Source organism: Candidatus Nitrotoga sp. AM1P (genome assembly GCF_013168275.1).
Classification (GTDB): Bacteria; Pseudomonadota; Gammaproteobacteria; order Burkholderiales; family Gallionellaceae; genus Nitrotoga.
This window is the reverse complement of record NZ_AP019547.1, coordinates 2303905-2325352: the sequence shown is the minus strand read 5'-3', so window position 1 is coordinate 2325352 and position 21448 is coordinate 2303905. Positions and strand designations below refer to the sequence as shown.

The window sequence follows — 21448 nt, the reverse complement described above, 5'->3', positions numbered from 1 at the left end:
GATAAATTATGAAAGAAATCGAAAAGAATCTGAACGGCGCAGGAATGCGTATTGGCATCGTACAAAGCCGCTTCAACCCGGTGATTTGCGAAGGTCTTCTGGCTGCCTGTCGTGCGCAGCTTGTCCAGCAAGGTGTGAGCGATGCGGACATCACGCTGGCAAGCGTGCCGGGCGCATTGGAAATCCCGTTAGTGCTGCAACGCATGGCGCAAAGCGGAAGGTTCGACGCGCTTATAGCGCTGGGCGCGGTAATTCGCGGGGATACTTACCACTTCGAAATTGTAGCGAATGAATCCGCACGCGGGGTCAGCGAAGTGCAACTGCATAATAGCTTGCCCATCGCCAATGCCATTCTTACAACCGATATCGATGAGCAGGCAGAGAAACGCATGAACACCAAAGGCATAGAAGCTGCGCTGGTGGCGATTGAGATGGCAAATTTATTGAAGGAATTGGCATGAGCGAACCAGCCATCAAGGCGAAAGCACCACCCAAAAGTTCGCGTCGCCGCTCGCGCGAACTCGCTTTGCAGGGTATCTATCAATGGCGCCTGACTAACGACGATCCAGAGCAAATCGAAAAACAGATCCGCGCTGAAAAGGGAATGGGCCGCTACGATGCGGAGTTTTTCAGTAAGCTGCTGCGTGGAGTGCTAACACAACATGCTGATATTGAGACGATTGTTACTATCCATCTTGATCGCACCCTGGATGAACTCAGTCCAGTTGAGTTTTCTGTGCTGCTGATCGGCACGTATGAATTAATACATCATCCAGAAATTCCCTATCGTGTGGTTATCAACGAAGCGGTAGAACTTGCCAAAACCTTTGGGGGTACAGACGGGCACAAGTTCGTTAACGGCGTGCTGGACAAAGTGGCCGCGCAAGTTCGCGCAGTTGAAGTAGGCGGAGATAGCGGCAAAATTGTTGCGTGAAAGTAATTGCCGACGTATCAGCCGTGCAAGGTCAAACAATTCAATTCACCATTCGAATCACTGAAACGCTCCCCCGCTTGCCGCTCCAATGATTGACTTTATATCGGTAATTGAACCGCCCAATTTATATAAGTCAACAGCCCAAGAGGAGATTGATCGCGCACGGCCCGTCGATTACATCCATTACAATCCCGTAAAACATGACTGGGTCATTCACTCTGTTGCTTGGCAAAATGCAACTCAGGGCCGTCGACCCTGCAGCGAATTGTTATGCCATTTACCAAGGCGCCTCATGCTTTTCAGACAATATTCCTAATCGCATGCAAGCATTCACTAAAGCAGCACCTTCAGTCGATAGGTAGAACTCATGCCCCGTTGCTGAGCTCCAACACCTATTTGGGACATAGACATCATCATTAAGCTCAATTAGCTCCTTGAACATTTGCGAAGCAATGCCTGACTTCTGATATGCGGGAAGAACATCCGCACTCTCCAGGACGGCAATGTCGTTGTATTCGGCGAATGCAAGATGGCCAATCTTCTTGCCGCTATGGTACGCCCCAACTTTGGGCGACCAGTCATCGGGGATTTCTATATCGATTACCCTTCCATTCTTGTCCGTGAATTGTATAGTCATCCCGAATTGGTCCATGCAAGCCTCCAAAGGGCATAATGTAAATTAGACACCCTAAAAATTCTGATAAAAGCACCTTCGAGGTGTAATCTCCAAAACATTCATGTAGTGCATTGTTTTAATGTGATTTTTAATTGTGTGAAATTCTGAAACGCGAGTTAATCAGTGCTTCTCTAGATTAAACGTTATATTTACTTCCACGACAAGACCCACTCGAAAGATTTGGCTGCACAGGAAGTCGAGGCGTTTCTGACGCATCTGGCCGTCGCGGGCAAGGTCTCTGCTTCAACCCAAAATCAAGCGAAATCGGCGTTATTGTTTCTATACCGCGAGGTGTTGGAAATCAAATTACCGTGGTTGGATAACGTCACACAAACCAAAGCCCCGAAAAAATTACCCGTCGTCTTAACGGTGAGCGAGGTGCAGGCGGTGTTGTCGCGGTTGACTGGTTCGCATTTGTTGATCGCTTCGTTGTTGTATGGTGGCGGGATGCGCTTGATGGAGGCGATGCGGCTGCGGGTGAAGGATGTGGAGTTTGCGCGGCATGAGATTATTGTGCGTGAAAGCAAGGGTTTTAAGGATAGGGGGACGATGTTGCCTGAATCGATTGTGGTAACTTGCATGCACATTTGATTAAGGTTAAAGCTTTGCATGAAGAAGATTTGGCAGCGGGGTTGGGCGAGGTATATTTGCCTTTCGCGCTGGACAAAAAATATCCCAATGCGGGATGTGAGTGGGCTGGCAATATATTTTTCCATCCAAAAATTTATTGGTTGATCCGCGGCTGCCAATTTTTAAATTACCCATAATTTCTGCTAGTCTTACAGCATACGCAATGCAGGAAATTTACCATGATCAACGCCTACACACTCAGCAACGGCCGCCTGAATAAAATACATCTGGATGAGCAAGATGACCTTCGCTCCGACCATCCAATATGGATTGATGTTGTTGCACCCACTGACGAGGAACGTAAATGGATAGAGCAAGCTTATCACTTGACTTTGCCAAAGCCCGAGCATTTACGAGATATTGAGGCCAGCGCACGATTCCATGAGGAAAACAATGAGCTGCATTTGCGCTCCGATTTCCTGCTCGGCAAAGAAAGTAGTTCACGCAGTGTCACTGTAGCTTTTGTGCTGTCCGGTAACACTCTTTTCAGCGTGCATGAGGAAGACTTGCCGGTGTTTTACCAAAGGCGTTTGACAAACCACGGGCAGCCGGACGATCTGGAGGACTGCAAGGATGTGCTGATTAATTTGTATTCAATGGATATGGAGTTCTCCGCCGATGCGCTGGAAAGAGTGTATGCCGATCTGGGGCAAGTGAGCAGCAAGGTACTCAATGCCAAGCTCAGCGACAAACATGCTTCTTCCGTATTGATCAATATCGCACATGCTGAGCACCTCAATGGGAGTATACGCCGCAACGTCATGGATACTCGCAGAGCAATATCCTTTCTGATGCGCAGTAAATTGCTCACGCCTACACAAATGGACGATGTACGCCAGATCATGCAGGACATTGACTCACTGGACGGACACACCAGTTTCCTGTTCGACAAGATCAACTTCCTGATGGTCGCCACCATCAGCTTTATTAACGTCAACCAGAACAAGATTGTGCGCTTGTTCTCGGTATCTTCAGTGGCGCTGCTGCCACCGGTGCTTATTGCCTCCATCTATGGCATGAACTTCGCGCATATGCCCGAACTCAACTGGAGCCTGGGTTATCCGTTCGCACTTTTATTAATGGCGTTGTCGGTTGTGGTGCCATTCTGGATATTTCATCGCAAGGGCTGGTTGAAATAGCCCGGTTGGGCTTCATCGCATTCAGCCCAACCGGGCTAATTTCTTCGAATTGGGGTGGGGAAATGGGTGATGGAGTAGATGATTATGATGAGTGGTGAGATGTTGGGGCTTCATTTCATTCAGCACAACCTAGCTTAGCGTTGAAGGTATTGGCTTCTTCATCCTTGAGTTCTCCTCAAATGGTGTTCGCCAGTTCTTTCGCCCATCGCGCAAAATCAGGCAGATGTTCTTTCATAATGACCTTGACACTGCAACCGATGTAATCCGGGATATGTGCAGAGAATAGAAACTCACTGTTTGAGACCTCAATGAGTTCCAATTCTCCATCTTGTTTTCGAGAGCACTCGAACAAAGGCGAGTCTATGACAATGACCGGGAAGGCGAATGCGAGGCGAGAAATTGACGAGGAAGCTCTATCCTGTGATGTTGGGCTTCGCAAGCTCAGCGCCAACCTACGGTAGCCCAGGCTACGCTTGCTAGCATCAGCTAATTGACCCGTTCGTAAAGCTTTGGATTTAGGGACAATCCATCCCCTTCATTGCCTCGACTTAACTCAAGTCGTAACTCTACATCTTTGGAAATCTGTGCGCTGGTGACGGCCACAGAATACTCAATCGTTGAACTCAACAGCGCACTACTTTTTATTGCTTTCTGTATAGACAAGATGGCGCCTACGGGAATCTGAACTCTGTAAGCGACCTCTGGCCCAGCAATACCAGGCTCTGGAATGATCGCCGCATAGAGGATCTTGTCTCGCTGCGGGTATCTATAAATTCCGTACGCTGCCACATTGCCTGCAATGCGATACTTAGTGCCCACCATCTCGCTGTATGGCTTCAGGTGCGTAACCTCTTCGCGTCGATCAGCGCATGCGACGATGGGCATCATTGTCACCAAAGCAAGAAGCACAGTGAACGTGTTCCAAGGCAAAAACGATAAGACCCTTAGTTTGGCAAGTTGCATCGTTACTTGGAACATGAATCGCTCCCAGGCTTCTTACCTAAGAGTTTCATGATGCTGTCCGCCGTCTCATTCACGAGCGCCTCCCAGTAATAGCTAGGCATTGTTGGAATATTTACGAGCCAATCCGGGTACCCTTCATTCAAATAGGCATTTACCCCGGCATCATGCAGTGATCCAAAAGTGTGACCTGCAGGCACATTATCATCGATAAACTTTCCAAGCCCTTTGCCAGGCTCGACAATCGAATCCTTTCGTCCAACAACGTAAGAGTGATCTGCCGGCCTAAACCAATCCAACCCCATTGGATCCACTCTAGACAGCGGATTCCCACCAACATAGGTGTAGGTATTAATCCCACCCTTCAACCCAATCGGATCACTTTGCACATACCGCCCGATTTTTGGATTGTAATCTCTGAATCCGTTGTGGAACAAGCTCGATTCCTTGTCATAGTACTGACCCGCGTAGCGCAAGTTCAGGGTGAATTTCTTGCCGGTGTGACCTGGATCCTCATCCGGCACACTGGTGCCGAACGGCTCACCAAACCATTCCCAAACCACAGCATTAGTCGCGCTATTGGTGACTTGTCGTGGGGTGCCCAGATGATCGGTATGCACATAGTACAGCTGAGCCGGAGCGTTCCCGTTTTTCTTCAGCACTGCAACCGGTGCATTGTCCAGCCATACGTATTCGGTCGATTGGCTACGCTGACGATTGTATTCTCCAATCAGGTGGCCGACTGTATCGTAGGTGAAGTATGTCGTGGCGGTCTTGCTGTCTTCGTTATCTCCGCCGTCGTCTTCACCATCCTTGCCTCTGCCATTTAGTTTCGCAACACGCTGACCCAGCGGATCGAACAGGTAACGCGTGCTGCCCGCTACATTGCTTACCTGCACCAGGCGTCCGAGTGTATCGTAGGTATAGCGGTTAGCGCCATCTGCTACGATATTGCCGGCTGCATCGTATTGCAAGGTAGCTTTTTGACTACCCGTCAGTTTCAACAACCGGTTACTGCCACTGGCATACGCATAATTGGCAATTGCACCACCGTTACCTTGCGCCGTGCGATTGCCGTCCTCATCATATTGGTAGCGTTGGGTCGTGGCATTGGCTGTGTAATTGGTCAGCGCATCGTTGTTATCGTAAGCGAACCCTTGCGTCCGGCTCGGGCCGCTGCTGTCGGCCATGTTGACGATGCGGTCGGCGTTGTCATACGCAATCGTGGCACTGCTGCCGGCCTTACTGAAGGCGGTAAGACGACCATCAATATCGAAGGAGCGGGATGTGACCCGTGTATTACCCCACGTCCATTGTCCGATTTGACCGTCAGCTTGGTATTTGATCTGGCCCAATAACGACGTGCCGTTAAGGTTGAGGCTGACAGTCTTGCCATCGGCGGCATACGCATACTGTATTGCCATGCCACTGGGATAGTGCATTGAGGTCAGCTGGCCGATCTCCGTATGGTCATATTTGACCTCTTCGGAAACGTTACCGATGGTTTGTCTTTGTAACGCGACGCGGCCATTTACATCGTACTGATAGGAATTGCCGCTGGTGGGATTGTTGACAGCGGTCAATCGACCGATGCCGTAATGGCCTTGGTCATACGTAAGCGACACCTGCTGATCTTCCGCCAAGTTGATTTGCGTCGGTCGGCCCAGCACATCGTAGCGCATACGGGCGCTCTTGCCACGGGCGTCGGTGGCTGCAATCAATTTGCCTGCCGTATCATATTGATATGACGTCTGGCCAGTATCGGGGCTGATCAACTTTATTACTTGTCCAAAGCCATTCCGCTGGTATTGCGTCGCTACCCCTCTGGGTGAGGTCACGCCGACCAAGTTATCATTGACGTCGTAGTCATAGGCGGTGATATTACCCTTCGCATCGATTGACTGAATCAAGCGCTGCAACTCATCGTACTGGGTTTGATTGGTGCGGCTGAGGGCATCGGATACCGAAAGCAAGTGCCCTGTCCTATCGTAGGTGTAGACGGTTTTCTGCCCACTGTTTCCTGTCACTTGCAGCAGACGTCCGCGCTGGTCGTATGCAAACGCACGGCTGCGGACCACGGCGCCGCTGGCAACAGTCATCGTGCGTTGCGTTACGTTTCCGGCTGCATCGCGGGTTAAATGCAGGTTGGTGTCTCGTGTATCAATTACATCCGTCAAACGGTGCGCGTCGTCATAAGCATAGTCAAGTATGCTGCCGTCAGCTAGCGAGACGCTGGCGCGTTGGCCGTTGGCGTTGTAGGTAAATTTGCTGACCAACGCGCCGGTCGTGATGCTCGTCCGGCGGCCATTGGCATCGTATGTGAAGGTTGTCGAACGGCCACGCGGGTCGGTCAGGCTGAGCAAACGGCCATTGGCATCGTATTGGGTGAAATGTATGGATTGATTTAACGCATTCGTGACGCTGGCGAGATTGCCCTGCTTATCGTAGGTCAATGTCGTGACATTCTTGCCATCGGCGCCGGGGTTTGTTACGTGTATCAATTGTCCGGCAGCGTTATATTGGTACGTTGAAACTCTACTTACGCCATCGGCCGTCATCGTCCGCTTGGTGAGATTACCTTTGTCGTCATATTCAAACTGAGAGCTCTGGTTGTTCGGCAAAACAATGCTGGTCAGATTTGGAAATATGGGATGCCAGGTGTACTTGATGGTGCGCGCCAGTGGCGTTCCCGCTGCCACTGTCTCGGTCAACGCCAAGCCGCGCGAATCGCGCGTGTTCTGGGCCATAAAACCACTGAAATCAGTATTGCCCGTGGCAAATCCGTTGCTATCATGGCTGACGGTGCGCAATAGTCCGGCATCGCAGTCTCTGCACGCTACTGTCATGCTGACGAGTTTCTGGGTGCTACCAATACGTTTAAACTGGCGCGTGCGGGTCACGCCGCGGACATCGATAACGTCGGTACTGTCCTGGTTGTACATGACAGTGACAGCCGCTACGCCGTTTGCCAGCTGGTTGCCAATCGCGCGTCCTTGATTGTCATAGGTCCAGGTCGAGACGACCACACCTTTCGCATCAATTCGACCGGTCAGCAGGCTTGGGAATGCGCTGTTTTGATATTGGTATCCGGTCGTCGTGCTGTCTGGATAGGTGACTGAGGTCAGGTTGTTATTCGCATCGTAAGCATATCGAATCGTGGCGAGATCCGGTCCGGTCAATGTCACCAGCCGCTTTGAGGCATCATAGGTAAAGTTCAGCACGCGTCGGAAAGGATCAGTTACGCTGGTGAGCGAACCATTGCCGTCGTACGCCAACGTTTGGACCAAGCCGTTTCTGTTTGCAATGGACTTCAAATGGCCATTGACATCATATGTTTCGACTGTGTGGACTGCTGTCGTATAAATCCATCCCGCTGGCTTCCCGCTTGCCTGTACGGTCGTCAGTGTGGCGACGACGTCGCTTGCCGACGCATAAGCGCCATTGACCAGGGTGAATTTAACTGCCTTGCCATCGGGACGATACACATAGACATCGCCCTCATGGGTAACGATGTTGGCATCGTAGGTGCCGCGCCAGTTCCCCCCCAAACTATTGACAAAGCCGGGAACCAGTGAGGGCAAGCTATTATAGGTTCGGGAAAAATTGACTGGGAACGGTCCGCTGCCTCGATAGTCGCGTGCTGATTCAACAACATTGCCGATGGCAGTGTTGATTGGATCGCCCGCAAAAATATCGTAACCCGAGGAGTCGCCACTGCCCCCATCCATTCCGGATTGATTACCATAAAAAGAATAGCTTGTAGACACGTCACTGAGAGAATCGCCACTCCAGCTTGATGTGTCGTATCCATTTATTGATAACAGATCAGCATCGGCGGGGGCAGTTACCTGATCATCCCCAGCGGGGCAACTCGCTGAGCCTTCGCCCAACTCGTCAGGCGGGACGCCCGGAGGCAAGTTCGGCGTAACGACGGCTGGTATTATGCAAGATTGATGGTCAAGACTATCAACTTTCGGGGAAGTACAAACACAATTACCACCAACATTTACGGGAGTTGAATTTATCCACAGAAGCTCATAGGGAATTGGATGTGTATAACTATAAGATGATCCCAGATATGCACTATAGAGAGAACCACTTTCAGTATATTCAACTTCAGAAGGAACTAGATTGAAATATGGATCTATATATACAATGCGATCCCAAGTTTTTAATATATTTGTATCTCCATAACTATTATCTGGATAAGATTGAGATATGGTGATAGGCAATAGGGCAAGTGCCGATTCTTGAGCGGCTCTTATTGTTAAGGAGGGGGTCAAACCTGCAGCAGTTACAATAGGGGCAACCGCTGCAAACCACGTAGGTTCTGCTCCATCTGTCCATAGAAACTGACCAGTAACTGTAAATCCAACTACATTGTCACAGCTAACAGACGTGCCCTGAACAGCAAAAACATTACTTCCAAAAAACGAAAAAAATACAAACAAAATTTTAATCATTGGCGGATTCAACTCTGAAGTGCATTGTCTAAATAGTAAGTGCATAAATTTGATCAATGGGTTGTGAGATAAGTTTGACAGGTTGCTGGGTTTACCATTATCGAACTTTAATGATTGATATATTATTTTATATCCAATGCTGTCCATTTATATGGGACGAATGGCCGATTTCTACTGGCGAGCGGTTCTAGGGGAAACGCCAAACGAGTGGCGGATTCAAGTTCGAAGTGCAACACATTGCCAATTCACCTTTATTGCATAAAGACCAAGGGGTTGATACTTCTGGCGGGGTCAAGGGCGGCTAAGCCGCGCCACGTGTGGTGCTTGCCCTTGATGCCGCCAGAAGTATCGATCAAACTTAAAAAGGCAATGAAAACACCTGATGCAACCCGTGTTGCACTTCGAACTTGAATCCGCCAGTGCTTAACTCGGTTGGGCTGAATGAATTGAAGCCCAATATCACAGGCGTGGATAAATAGATGCGTTACCGACGTGCCGATGCATTGGGAGGCACATACTTCTTTACTGTTAATCGGGCTGAACGGCGCTCCGATGTATTGGTGCGGCATATTGATGACTTGTATGCGGCCATGAAACGATGAAAAACGCACATCCGTTTGCTATTCTGGCGATGGTGATGCTACCCGAATAGAACTGCTCCGGCCAACTATTATGATTTCAAAGTTGATTATGAAGCTCTCGACAAGCGCAGCAGATAATCCAGCGCAATACCCACGAACACCGCAGCACCAAACCAGTTGTTGTGCAGGAAAGCCTTAAAGCAAGCTTCACGCTGCCGTTTGCGAATCAAAGTGTAGTGGTAGATGGCGATACCTGCCGCGCACAATAAACCAGTGTAGTAGACCATGCCTAGCCCCAGCATACTGCCGACAACGGCGAGTATGGCCAAAGTAACGCCATAACAGATCATCACCGCAGCGATATCGTATTTACCGAAAAATAGTGCGGAGGAATGGATGCCTATGTGTATGTCATCGTCCCGATCCACCATCGCGTATTCGGTGTCGTAAGCAATCGCCCAAAATATATTGGCGATTAATAGCCACCATGCTATGGCGGGAACGCTGCCGAGTTGTGCTGCGAATGTCATCGGGATTCCAAAGCCGAATGCGATGCCGAGGTAAGCTTGGGGAATGGCAAAAAAACGTTTGGTATAGGGGTAGCTGGCGGCGAAGAACAGAGCGGGAATAGACAATAGCAGTGTCAATCCATTGAGCGGCAAAATTAATAGAAAGGCGAGAAGCGAGAGCCCAGCCGCCAGCCACAAAGCCTCTTTCGGCGCAAGTTTTCCACTGGTAATAGGACGATCTTGGGTACGCTTTACCTGCTTATCGAAATCACGGTCAGCATAGTCATTGATAGCACAACCTGCAGAGCGCATCAACACTGTGCCGAGTACAAAAATAGCGACGATGCTCCATGCCGGCTGGCCGTTGCCCGCGATCCATACACCCCATAATGTAGGCCACAGCAGCAGCAGGATGCCAATGGGGCGATCGAGCCTCGTTAGCTTGATATACAGGTTTATTCGCTCGTTGAAATTCATTTTTTCAGCGCCAGAATATCCGGCAAAAAAATTTCCGTCACCAACAGAGGTGCGTTGCGTAAGATAAACAGCGAACGCCGTGCCCACAGTTTTTGTGGTGGCGTATCGAGGGCAATGGCAGCGCGTCGATATAGCGGGTGATTAGGTTTAAGTGCGTGAAAATGCAACACTGAGCGGCGCACCAGCGGATGGGTAAACAATAGTGCGCCTAACGGACGATTGCCCAAATTTCGCAGCGCGTGCCAGGCACCGCACAAATGCTCGGCAGCAACCACGCTATGCGCAAATACCACAGGTTTACCATCGGCATGCAAGAACACCTCACGTGTATAAATTTTCTGCTGAGCGGGCAAGCCAAGCAGTGCCGTCTCATCATAAATGGCAGTTGTCAGACGATTATGCACGTTACACACACTGAAATTTTCGCAACGTTGCTGAATACGCAATGTAAGTGATCCATCGGTACGCAGCCAGGGCGCATAGCCCGCTTCGATGCCAGGCAGAAAGGTGCGCCAGGATTCTGCTCCCCAAATCGGTTTCGTAAGCCTCGCTTCGCTCTGCTCACCAGGTAAAACACGCGCGCGTACCAAATAAGTATCAGACATGTAGATAATCTTGCCTATTCGCCATCCATCGCTGCAAATGTGCGCGTGCTTCCTGCTGAAAATTACACAGCATTTCGTCAGCAATAGCTTGCGCACAATTGAGCAAAGCAGCATCTTCGGTGACATCGGCAAAACGCAGCATAGGGACGCCGCTTTGGCGTGCGCCCAACAGCTCACCCGGGCCGCGCAGGCTCAAATCCTGCTGAGCGATTTCAAAACCATCCGTATTTTCGTAAATGATTTTCAGGCGCGCGCGTGCTAATTCAGAAAGCGGTTGTTGAAATAGCAAAATACACAAACTCTGCGCAGCACCACGCCCGACACGTCCACGCAACTGGTGCAGCTGAGCCAATCCCATGCGTTCGGCGTGCTCAATCACCATCATGGCGGCATTAGGTACATCCACGCCGACTTCGACCACCGTGGTCGCCACCAAGAGATGCGTTTCACCCATTTTGAACGCGGCCATCGCGTGTAATTTTTCGGTGGTATTCAGTTTGCCATGCACCAGACCTACTCGCAGATCAGGCAGTGCTTGTGCCAGTCTCTGGTGTGTTTCCAGTGCAGTCTGCAATTCCAGCGTATCCGATTCATCAATCAGCGGGCATACCCAATAAGCCTGCTGCCCTGCAAGGCAGGCTTGGCGAACGCGCGCAAGTACCTCTTCGCGTCTGTTATCGCTAACCAGTTTAGTGATAACAGGCGTGCGCCCTGGCGGCAATTCGTCGATTACTGAGACATCGAGATCGGCGTAATAACTCATCGCCAAAGTACGTGGGATGGGGGTAGCGCTCATCATCAACTGGTGCGGCTCGTCGCCCTTGCCGCGCAGCGCTAAACGTTGCTGCACGCCGAATTTATGCTGCTCATCCACAATAACCAGTCCCAGCTTGGGGAATATAACTTGATCCTGAAACAACGCGTGCGTGCCAATGGCCAACTGCGTTTCGCCTTGCGCGATACGTTCGATAGCGGCTTGCTTATCTTTTTTCTTCAGGCTGCCAGAAAGCCATACGGGACTAATGCCAAGCGGTTCCAGCCAATCCCGTAATTTGTGATAGTGCTGTTCGGCAAGTATTTCGGTGGGCGACATCAATACCACTTGATAGCCATTTTCTATCGCTTGCAAGGCGGCCAGCAGCGCAACAATGGTTTTACCACTGCCCACATCGCCTTGCAGCAGACGCTGCATCGGATGCGCTTGCTCAAGATCGCGACTGATTTCGCGCAAGGTCTTTTGTTGAGCGGTGGTTAGACTAAAGGTTAATGTCTGCAACAGTTGCTGGGTAAAATGGCCGAGTGCCCGCAGGCGCGGCGCATTGCGACTGCGTCGCTTGCGATAATGTATCCGCATAGAAAGTTGCTGCGCCAACAATTCATCAAACTTAATGCGCAACCAAGCATGATGAGTGCGTTTAAGCAGCGCATCCTCATCAATGTCGGACGGGGGATTGTGCAACAACCTTACGCTATCGGCAAAGCTGGGAAGTTTCAAGCGTGTGAGTAAATCTGCGGGCAGCGTATCAGGCAGTTCAAGCTCATTCAAGGCAGCCTGAATGTGCTTGCTCAGTGCAGCTTGTGGCAGGCCTGCGGTAGTTGGATAAACAGGTGTCAGTGCTTGTTTTAGCGGTGTGCTTTCACCCGCGACGCGACATTTTGGATGCACCATCTCCATGCCGAAATAACCCATACGCACTTCACCCAAGGCGCGGATTTTCTTTCCTACTTCGAGTTGCTTTTGCTGGCTTGGGTAGAAATTCAAAAACCTTAGATGCAACACACCACTACTGTCCTGCAATTGACAGATCAGGCTACGACGTGGGCGGAATATCACTTCATTGTGGATGATCTCGCCTTCCACTTGCGTGCTCACACCATGAACAAGCTCGACGATTTGCGTCACCCGGGTTTCGTCCTCGTAACGTAGCGGTAAATGGAGCACCAGATCGAAGCGGCTGTGAATACCAAGTTTTGCAAGCTTGGTTAATGTGGCTTCAGGAATGGTGGCGGGGAGCACGTTTGAAATACTAAAACACCGGGGCGGCACAGAAGGTGCGGTCTAGTCCTGCATGCACAATATGCCATCCATTTCCACCAACGCGCCTCGCGGCAGTGCCGCCACGCCTACCACGGCACGCGCCGGGTAGGGCTGATGGAAATAGGACGTCATGATTTCGTTCACTTTGGCGAAACTGTTCATGTCAGTAAGATAAATATTGAGCTTCACCACATCATTCAAGCTGCTGTCGGCAGCACCGGCCACCGCGCGCAGGTTCTGGAATACGCGATGAATCTGCGCCTCAATTCCTTCTGCCATTTGCATCGTGTTGGGATCCAATCCGATTTGGCCGGAAAGATACACTGTATTGTCTACGCAAACAGCTTGCGAATAAATGCCAATAGCGGCTGGTGCGTCAAGGGTTTGAATCACTTTTTTGTTAGACATTACTGGCTCCTGTGTGTTGCCGGACACAATTTAGCCGGGCAATAAATATAGTATGGGAAAAGATAAAACTTGAACTACTTAACTTCGCATTTTGTAACCGGGATGCGCTTGGCCCCAGAAGGCTTCAAAAAACAAGTTGATATAAAAGTATCTATTTTTGTGCGCCATCCTCGGTCTGGACGAAATAATTTCTTGCTGAAAATGGTAGCACAGCTGTTTTAAATCCAAAATGAATGGGGCTGTGCTACCAAATTTGGAATCATTTATTAAAAATAGTTTCCCATATCTTCTTTTGAAGCACCAGGCTATTACTTACAACCTTCCATCTTGTAGATGAAGTACCCATCCTTGTTAATCGCTTCAACAACATTGCTGGAGGCGCTTTGAGTGTGGCAAAAATTGCATTCTTTGCTCGTAATAATTGCATCACCTTCACCAATTGAAACTAACCACTCTTTAGCGAATTCGATCGCTTTCTGATCATCCTTAACTGCAGTAAAGACATCAAAGTGCATCGTGTGGCCATCTTTAGCTTTTACATAAGTGTCATAGACGTGAATGTCCATATTCGCTCCTTAACTAATTTTAAAATTGGCCAGACTATTAAAATAATTGACAGAATGTTCCGGGAATTATGAGCCGAAAATAATTGGCCGAGGATCGACGACCTTAGTGTTTAGTTCATGCTCATAAGCAGCCCAAAGAGCTTGATCTGCTGGCGTTGTTCTACAAGCCGAAACGATCAAACTGCTGCAAACAAGTAAAAAAATTATCGCAATTCTCATACATAACTCTACGGAGGTTAATCGGCGCAGTTAGCCCTGCTTCAACCACCGTGCCGCATCTAACGCGAAGTACGTCAGGATACCGTCCGCGCCAGCACGCTTGAATGACAGCAAGGATTCCAGTACGCAAGCTTGTTCGTTCAGCCAGCCGTTTTGCGAGGCCGCTTTAAGCATGGCGTATTCGCCACTTACCTGATATACAAAAGTGGGGGCCTTGAATTCATCTTTGATACGTCGAACAATGTCCAGATAAGGCATGCCTGGCTTGACCATTACCATGTCGGCACCTTCCTGCAAATCCAGACCGACTTCCCACAGCGCTTCGTCGGAATTGGCGGGATCCATTTGATAAGTGTACTTGTCGCCTGTACCCAGATTGGCGCTGGAACCAACTGCATCGCGGAATGGGCCATAGAAGCTGGAAGCATATTTAGCTGAATAAGCCATGATGCGGGTGTGATTACATCCCTTGCGGTCAAGGGCAAGCCGTACGGCAGCAATGCGCCCATCCATCATGTCAGACGGGGCTACCACGTCAGCTCCGGCCTGTGCGTGGACTTGTGCCTGCTGTGCCAGGACGGTGACAGTCTCATCGTTCATGACATAGCCGTGAGCATCGATCAATCCATCTTGTCCGTGACTAGTATAAGGATCAAGGGCGATATCAGTCATCAAGCCAAGCTCGGGAAAGTGTTTTTTGAGCGTGGCGACTACGCGCGGTACGAGGCCGTCTGGATTGAGCGCCTCGCGCGCATCTTCCGACTTGAGCAAAGTATCTATCACAGGAAACAGGGCAAGCATGGGTATGCCCAATTTGACACACTCCTCAGCTTGCACGAGTAGTTTATCCAGTGTCTGGCGCTTTACCCCAGGCATGGATGCTACAGCCTCCTCACGATTAGAACCTTCCAGTATGAATACCGGGTAAATGAAATCTGCTGTAGTCAGCACATTTTCACGCATTAAAGCACGGGAAAATTTATCGTGGCGCATGCGCCGCATCCGTTTATGTGGATATTGTCCGAGTGTGTGCATAACTTAAATCCTAAAATTTTTACCTAACATTGGAACTCTTTCAGCATTATCTAATCTGACTTAACAGATGGTAAGACGTCATCTCCCGCTTCTCCTCCCTGAGCGGGTTGTCTTGACCCGAAAAAGTCGAGGCATTTTCGCCCTTGGTTTTCCTTATAGCCAAGGGCATTTTTTTGTCTGCTATTTGGCAGAAAACCAGCTAGCAATCACCGCCTCGGCCTCCTCCATACCTATCTTTTTCAGACTTGAAAATAATTGCACCGAACAAAATGGAAAATGTTCCTCGAGGTGCAATTTAACACGATTCAGCGTCATATTTGCCTGCTGACGACTTAGTTTATCTGACTTGGTAAGTAGCACATGCACTGGCTTGCCAGTGGGTGCAAACCAATCCAGCATCTGCTCATCCAACGGGGTGAGCGGATGTCGCACATCCATTATGATCACCAGCCCGCATAATGCCTCCCGTGTCTGTATATACCCGCTCAGCAGCTCTTCCCAATGCGCCCTTATTTCCGGTGGAACTTTGGCATATCCATAACCCGGCAAATCCACCAGAAAACAATTTTCACCCAAATCAAAATAATTTAGATGCTGGGTCCGCCCCGGCGTTTTACTGGTATAAGCCAAACGAACGTGGTTGGCCAGCGTATTGATAGCACTTGATTTGCCCGCGTTAGAACGTCCGGCGAAAGCAACTTCTCTACCGCCATGTAGCGGCAAATCGCGCAAATGATTAACCGTGGTAAAAAATGTAGCGCGCGAAAATAACCCCATGCTACCAGGCTTCGAAAACTTTGCTGGCGGCCGCGATGGTCTGCGCAATGTCTGCGGATGTATGCGCTGACGATACGAAACCTGCCTCGAATGCGGATGGCGCCATGTATATGCCTTGATCCAGCATGGCATGGAAAAACCGATTGAACGCCTCCTTGTCGCAGGTCATTACTTCGGCATAAGAGGTCGGCGGGGTGGCACGGAAATACAAACCAAACATGCCGCCGATGGATTGGGCGGAAAAATCGACACCATGCTGCTTGGCAGCTTGTTCCAAACCCTCGGTTAGTTGATGCGCCAACACGCTTAAGTGCTCGTAGAAATCCGGCTGCTGTACCAATTCAAGCGTAGCCAATCCCGCCGCTACTGCCACCGGATTGCCGGACAGGGTACCAGCTTGATACACCGCACCGAGCGGTGCCAGGCATTGCATTATGTCACGCCTCCCCCCGAAGGCTGCGGCAGGTAAGCCACCGCCCATCACCTTACCCAGCGTGACCAGATCCGGCTTAATGCCGTAATAGCCATGTGCGCCTTGCAGGCTGACGCGGAAGCCCGTCATCACCTCGTCCAGAATAAGCACTGCACCATGTTTAGTGCACAGCGCACGCAATGCATCCAGAAATTCGCGCTTTGGGATAATCAAGTTCATGTTGCCCGCGACTGGCTCAACAATAACTGCGGCAATCTCGTTGCCTATTGCAGCAAAGGTACGTTCCAGCCCAGCTACATCGTTATAGTCGAGCACGGTAGTCAGCGCTGCGATTTCCGCTGGCACACCGGAGGAGCTCGGCTGACCGAAAGTTAATGCGCCGGAACCTGCTTTGACCAACAGGCCATCAGAATGACCGTGATAACAGCCTTCAAATTTAATGATCCGGCTACGACCGGTAAAGCCGCGTGCCAAACGGATCGCAGTCATGGTGGCTTCGGTACCGGAACTCACCAGGCGCACCATTTCCATGCTGGGAAGTAGCTTGCACAACAGTTCGGCCATTTCCAGTTCGGCCGCAGTAGGCGCCCCGAAACCCAAACCTTGCGCGGCAGCATCCTGCACTGCCGTGACCACTGCGGGATGACAGTGACCAACAATCATTGGTCCCCACGAACCAACATAATCAATGTAACGCTTGTCGTCAGCATCCCACACATATGCACCCTGCCCGCGCTTAAAAAACAGCGGCGTGCCGCCCACCGATTTAAATGCACGTACTGGCGAGTTGACCCCACCTGGAATGACGTGCTGCGATTGTTCAAACAAATATTCGTTGCGTGAGCTCATGTTACATAATCCTAATTTGAATCTTGCATAAACAATAATTTTACCATTGTTCTTGGAATGTGCTTTATAAGATAAAGTTTCAACGTTTATTTCAATTCACCATAATTTGATAGAGTTTCTTGCAAAATACATGCGTCAAGGAAACATGTTCTGGCTCAAAACCATTCAATCTTGCGCGTCTGATATACTTCGCGCCGCTTAAAGGTGCCAGACACAAAAATGCGTCTGGTTAAACGGGAAACAGGTGCGGGAATTTAATTCCTTAGGCCTGTGCTGCCCCCGCAACGGTAAGCAGGTGTGGATGTGTTAATAACCTGGATGTTTCATAAGTTCGCGTCAGCAAGCGCACATGCTTGACGCGTAAATTATGAAAAACTTGAGTTAAGCCACTGTGAGCAATCATGGGAAGGCGATGCGTCTAGTCCTGCAAGCCCGGATACCGGCCTTGAGCACAGAAGCCTCATCAGAGGGTTCTTCAGGTCGGGAAATGCTGCGGGTGGCGCATGGACGGCGGGATGGCAAGCCCGTATCGGTTAGTCACCACTTCCTTCCTTTTGCTTGTGCATTTCCTGTGGTTGAACATTCCAACGGGGAACCTTGGAATTTGCTCAGGAAAATCTTAATGAAACACCAAAAATTGGTCGCCGTCATTTTGTGCGCGGTTACTCCATTAGCTTATGCAATAACGGAAGACCCCACGCTACAAACTCTCATTGTCACGGGAACGCGATTCGAAGAAACATACGCTGACAAGCCACTTAATGTTTCCATTATTACGCGCGAAACTATCAATAAAAGCAGCGCCCGCACGATACCGGAATTACTTTCGCAGCAAGCTGGTATTTCAGCGCGAGATCTATTTGGCAACAATGCCGCATTAGCCACGGTTGATTTGCGCGGCTTTGGCGCAGCTGCCGGACAAAACACACTAATTCTGCTTGATGGACGGCGCATCACTAACGCTGATCTTTCAGGGGTTCAGTGGTCGGCTATTCCCTTCGCTTCGATTGAGCGTATTGAGATTATGCGTGGCAGTGGGGCTGTGTTGTACGGTGACGGCGCAACCAACGGAGTAATCAATATCATCACCAAATCACCTACACAAGCAGGCAAGTCAGGGCAAGTCAGCGTAAAGGCGGGTAGTTATGGGTTGGCTGAAGTGCAGGCAAATGCTAATTATTTTTCTGGTAAAGCAGGAATTGACTTTACAGCAAGTCAATTAGTTTCTGATGGATACCGTGCGAACAATCGCAACGAGCAAACTAATGTGCAGGCAAATACACGGTGGATGTTGGGGGCAGGTGAACTAGCATTGAAAGTTGGAATCGATCGACAGGACATTCGCTTACCTGGCGCGCGTCTGGTACAACCGAGTGCCGGTATTAACCTGGTGGCGACTGATCCGCGTGGCGCTGCCACCCCGCTGGACTATGCCAGCCGAGATGGCAATCAAGTTGCACTTGAATGGCAACAACGATTTTCTGATACGGATGTTAATGTAGGAATAGCGCGCCGCACCAAGAATCAAAAATCCTATTTTGATTTTAACGGTTTCCCAAATTACCGCGATAGCGACTTAAACGTGACTTCGTTTACACCTCGTATCAAGCTACCACATTCATTCGGTGGGGAAAGCACTCTGGTAGCGGGTATTGATGTGTATCGCTGGAATTACGACTTAAATACGTCGAACGCTGCAGCAAATATCGGACAGCCAATTAACCAAATATTCATGGCCCAGCAAAATAGCGCTTTGTATTTACAGAATACGACGCACCTATCAAGAGCAACATCCCTGTTGGCCGGGGTGCGTAAAGAACGGATCTCAATAAACGCGAATGATATTTACAACGCAGCCGCTCCTGGCGCGGCATTTGGCTCTGCTGCTACACCGGGTTCTTTTAAGGCATCAAAAAATGCCTACGAACTCGGTCTGCGCCATCAACTTGGTAGTGGGCTGGCATTAAATGGAAAAGTTGGGCGTAGCTTCCGCTTCGCAAATGTAGATGAAATCTACGAATCATCACCCGTCTTTACCAATCAATTTCAATTTTTGCGTCCACAGACGGCGGATAGCATGGAAGTCAGTGTGGAGCAGCGCATCCATGATGGGAACTGGCGCGCGGCATTGTTCAATAACAAGGTACGTGATGAAATCCATCTTGATCCATTCACTACGGGTATTGGCAATACCAACTTACCGCCGACACGACGCAGGGGGGTTGAATTGGATGGAAAATGGCAGGCATTACCTCAGCTTGTATTAAATGCAGCCTATACTTATATAGACGCAAAGTTTTTAAGCGGTGTTTTGGCTGGCGGAGCATTTACGCAAACCAACGTAAATCTTACAGATAAGCGAGTACCGTTGGTACCTCGCCACAAGTTTAATGTGGGTGCGGCATGGGTAATAAATGAAAAAACACTATTGAACTCATCTGCAACTTACGTTGACTCACAATTCATGGACAATGACGAAGCGAATTCTTTGGGGAAAAAGATTCCAGCTTATACGGTTGCTGATATTAAACTTATACATAAAACAGGTCCTTGGCAGTTAAGCACGTCCGTGAATAATTTGTTTGACCGGAAATATTTTAATTATGCAGTAAGCAGCCAATTTATTCCGGGAAGATATAACGCCTATCCATTACCGGGACGAACACTATTTATTGGTGCGAGCTATCAGCACTAAATCACGCGTTTTCAGGATGTGTAGAATCGGCAGTAATTACATTGCTGTTGTTTAATAAACAAAAAAGACACCGGGTCTATGGTGGAGTAAATTATTCAACGTTCCCCTAGGCTAAACACTGCTCTCGGTTGACTGAGAGGGCTGCTTTAGGCTATTCTGAAAAGTGAGTAGGGCTGCTTAAAAACCACTGAAAGTTTCATATGGCATGGCTACTAGAATGTTTCCCTGAAAGAGAGAAAATTTCCCCGTGTTGTGGCTCCTGGCTGATCACCTGCAGGACTGTCAGCCCGTGCGATTATCTATGATTAAGCCACGGAGATATCATGAAAAATGATCCAAAAATTGAAGAGTTGAATCAGTCTGTGGGTATAGAGTGCTGGTCGGCGGAACAAATACAACAAGCACAAATAATAGCGGCGAAAGAAGCGGGACTTGAAGAAGTAACATTTCGCGATAGATCGGACACGCCTGAAATGGTGGTGCTACCGGCGGGAAGTTATGGCATGGGCGAAGTATTCGAGAAACATAAGGTTACTTTTGCTCGTCCCTTTGCGGTAGGGAAATATCTGGTTACGGTGGAAGAGTGGAAGCGTTTCGTCGAAAGGTTGCGGCCTGAAGATGAGGCATTGCCCGGTATTGGAGCGGGGTATTTGGCGGGTACAGGAACAGTGCGTGGGCATAACAAGGTGTTAATGAAAACCCCTACGAAGGCAACTGAATTGCATCACGAAGTTTTAAGTTATGTTAAAGAGACTAACAGCGACTTACCAGTGACTAATGTTAATTGGTTTGATGCGCAGGATTATGTACGTTGGCTATCGACTCAGACAGGCCATACCTACCGCTTACTGACCGAGGCGGAATGGGAATATGCATGTCGTGCAGGGTCAGTGACTGAATACTACTGGGGTGATGAGATAGGGCAAAACAACTGCAACTGTCAAGACAGCGAGAGCGATTGGAGCTGTAAAAGTGCCTCGCCCGTAGGCAGTTTTAAACCGAATGCTTTTGGCCTATATGACATGCTGGGAAACGCATGGGAATGGGTGGAAGACCCATGGCATGAAAATTACGAAGGGGCTCCGGACGACGGAACGGCTTGGATGTCTGAAGGCAACCGACAGTGGCGTGTGTTACGTGGGGGTTGTTGGGACAGCGACCCCCGAGACGCGCGCGCTCCCCTTCGTTTGTGGATTGAACCTTCAATCCGGAACTACGGTATTGGTTTCCGTATTGCCAGGTCGCTGTAATAAACAGCGACCTACTCATTCAATCTTAATCTGCACTTGCCCTCCACTTTTTGACAATAGATTGCACCAAGTAACAACTTAAAATACGGAAACCGTCCGAAAGAATTAATCTGGGCGGAGATGCCTACTCTGGTTTATCGCGTCCAGTACATTATCTTGTCTTAGAAGGTGATATGGTAATCGCTATTAAAATGAGAAATCTGA

Annotated in this window: 18 protein-coding genes and 1 riboswitch; of the genes, 6 read left to right on the top strand and 12 right to left on the bottom strand. The window is 49.5% G+C overall.

The window, feature by feature from the left end:
- Nucleotides 1-8: 8 nt before the first annotated feature.
- Nucleotides 9-461, top strand: coding sequence for a 6,7-dimethyl-8-ribityllumazine synthase (gene ribH / locus W01_RS10520; RefSeq protein ID WP_173054493.1), 453 nt, complete (start codon nt 9-11; stop codon nt 459-461).
- On the top strand, nt 458-934 hold the full coding sequence (gene nusB, locus W01_RS10515; protein ID WP_173054492.1) for a transcription antitermination factor NusB: 477 nt from the start codon (nt 458-460) through the stop codon (nt 932-934). The genes ribH and nusB overlap by 4 nt, the downstream gene beginning before the upstream one ends.
- Nucleotides 935-1211: 277 nt before the next feature.
- Here nusB and W01_RS10510 read toward each other — a convergent pair whose 3' ends face one another.
- Nucleotides 1212-1586, bottom strand: coding sequence for a GNAT family N-acetyltransferase (locus W01_RS10510; protein WP_173054491.1), 375 nt, complete (start codon nt 1584-1586; stop codon nt 1212-1214).
- Nucleotides 1587-1790: 204 nt separating this feature from the next.
- Between W01_RS10510 and W01_RS10505 the strand changes: the two genes are divergently transcribed.
- Together W01_RS10505 and corA are read left to right on the top strand one after the other, a co-directional pair.
- Nucleotides 1791-2201, top strand: coding sequence for a phage integrase N-terminal SAM-like domain-containing protein (locus W01_RS10505; RefSeq protein ID WP_320416763.1), 411 nt, complete (start codon nt 1791-1793; stop codon nt 2199-2201).
- Nucleotides 2202-2419: 218 nt separating this feature from the next.
- Nucleotides 2420-3379, top strand: a complete 960-nt coding sequence (gene corA, locus W01_RS10500; RefSeq protein WP_173054490.1) for a magnesium/cobalt transporter CorA — start codon at nt 2420-2422, stop codon at nt 3377-3379.
- 486 nt (nt 3380-3865) lie between these two features.
- Here the strand turns inward: corA and W01_RS10495 are convergent, their stop codons facing one another.
- The 11 genes from W01_RS10495 to hemL all read right to left on the bottom strand — a co-directional run bounded on the left by W01_RS10495 (nt 3866) and on the right by hemL (nt 17299).
- Complete coding sequence (locus tag W01_RS10495; protein ID WP_173054489.1) at nt 3866-4357, bottom strand: hypothetical protein; 492 nt, start codon at nt 4355-4357, stop codon at nt 3866-3868.
- Nucleotides 4345-8256: an RHS repeat-associated core domain-containing protein gene (locus W01_RS10490; RefSeq protein ID WP_173054488.1), complete on the bottom strand. Its 3912-nt coding sequence runs from the start codon at nt 8254-8256 to the stop codon at nt 4345-4347. Before W01_RS10490 ends, W01_RS10495 begins: the two co-directional genes overlap by 13 nt.
- Before the next feature lie 797 nt (nt 8257-9053).
- The gene (locus tag W01_RS10485; RefSeq protein WP_173054487.1) at nt 9054-9413 is read right to left on the bottom strand and encodes a hypothetical protein; all 360 of its coding nucleotides are present in this window, start codon (nt 9411-9413) and stop codon (nt 9054-9056) included.
- A gap of 77 nt (nt 9414-9490) precedes the next feature.
- Nucleotides 9491-10369, bottom strand: coding sequence for a 4-hydroxybenzoate octaprenyltransferase (gene ubiA, locus W01_RS10480; RefSeq protein ID WP_173054486.1), 879 nt, complete (start codon nt 10367-10369; stop codon nt 9491-9493).
- Complete coding sequence (locus W01_RS10475) at nt 10366-10974, bottom strand: chorismate--pyruvate lyase family protein (RefSeq protein WP_173054484.1); 609 nt, start codon at nt 10972-10974, stop codon at nt 10366-10368. Before W01_RS10475 ends, ubiA begins: the two co-directional genes overlap by 4 nt.
- Nucleotides 10967-12991, bottom strand: a complete 2025-nt coding sequence (recG, locus tag W01_RS10470; protein ID WP_198421281.1) for an ATP-dependent DNA helicase RecG — start codon at nt 12989-12991, stop codon at nt 10967-10969. The genes W01_RS10475 and recG overlap by 8 nt, the downstream gene beginning before the upstream one ends.
- 42 nt (nt 12992-13033) lie before the next feature.
- Complete coding sequence (locus W01_RS10465) at nt 13034-13420, bottom strand: RidA family protein (RefSeq protein ID WP_173054482.1); 387 nt, start codon at nt 13418-13420, stop codon at nt 13034-13036.
- A 308-nt stretch (nt 13421-13728) separates the two neighbouring features.
- Complete coding sequence (locus tag W01_RS10460) at nt 13729-13986, bottom strand: DUF2024 family protein (protein WP_173054480.1); 258 nt, start codon at nt 13984-13986, stop codon at nt 13729-13731.
- Between the two features lie 249 nt (nt 13987-14235).
- A complete protein-coding gene (gene hemB / locus W01_RS10455; RefSeq protein ID WP_173054478.1) occupies nt 14236-15240 on the bottom strand; it encodes a porphobilinogen synthase in 1005 nt (334 codons plus the stop codon).
- Between the two features lie 180 nt (nt 15241-15420).
- Nucleotides 15421-16017, bottom strand: coding sequence for a ribosome biogenesis GTP-binding protein YihA/YsxC (gene yihA, locus W01_RS10450; protein ID WP_173054476.1), 597 nt, complete (start codon nt 16015-16017; stop codon nt 15421-15423).
- Nucleotide 16018: 1 nt separating this feature from the next.
- Nucleotides 16019-17299: a glutamate-1-semialdehyde 2,1-aminomutase gene (gene hemL / locus W01_RS10445; RefSeq protein ID WP_173054474.1), complete on the bottom strand. Its 1281-nt coding sequence runs from the start codon at nt 17297-17299 to the stop codon at nt 16019-16021.
- 184 nt (nt 17300-17483) lie between these two features.
- A riboswitch (cobalamin riboswitch) is annotated at nt 17484-17761 on the top strand.
- A 160-nt stretch (nt 17762-17921) separates the two neighbouring features.
- On the opposite strand from hemL, the gene W01_RS10440 reads away from it, so the two are divergent.
- Together W01_RS10440 and W01_RS10435 are read left to right on the top strand one after the other, a co-directional pair.
- Complete coding sequence (locus W01_RS10440; RefSeq protein WP_173054472.1) at nt 17922-19994, top strand: TonB-dependent receptor; 2073 nt, start codon at nt 17922-17924, stop codon at nt 19992-19994.
- Nucleotides 19995-20317: 323 nt separating this feature from the next.
- A complete protein-coding gene (locus W01_RS10435) occupies nt 20318-21244 on the top strand; it encodes a formylglycine-generating enzyme family protein (RefSeq protein WP_173054470.1) in 927 nt (308 codons plus the stop codon).
- Nucleotides 21245-21448 lie beyond the last annotated feature (204 nt).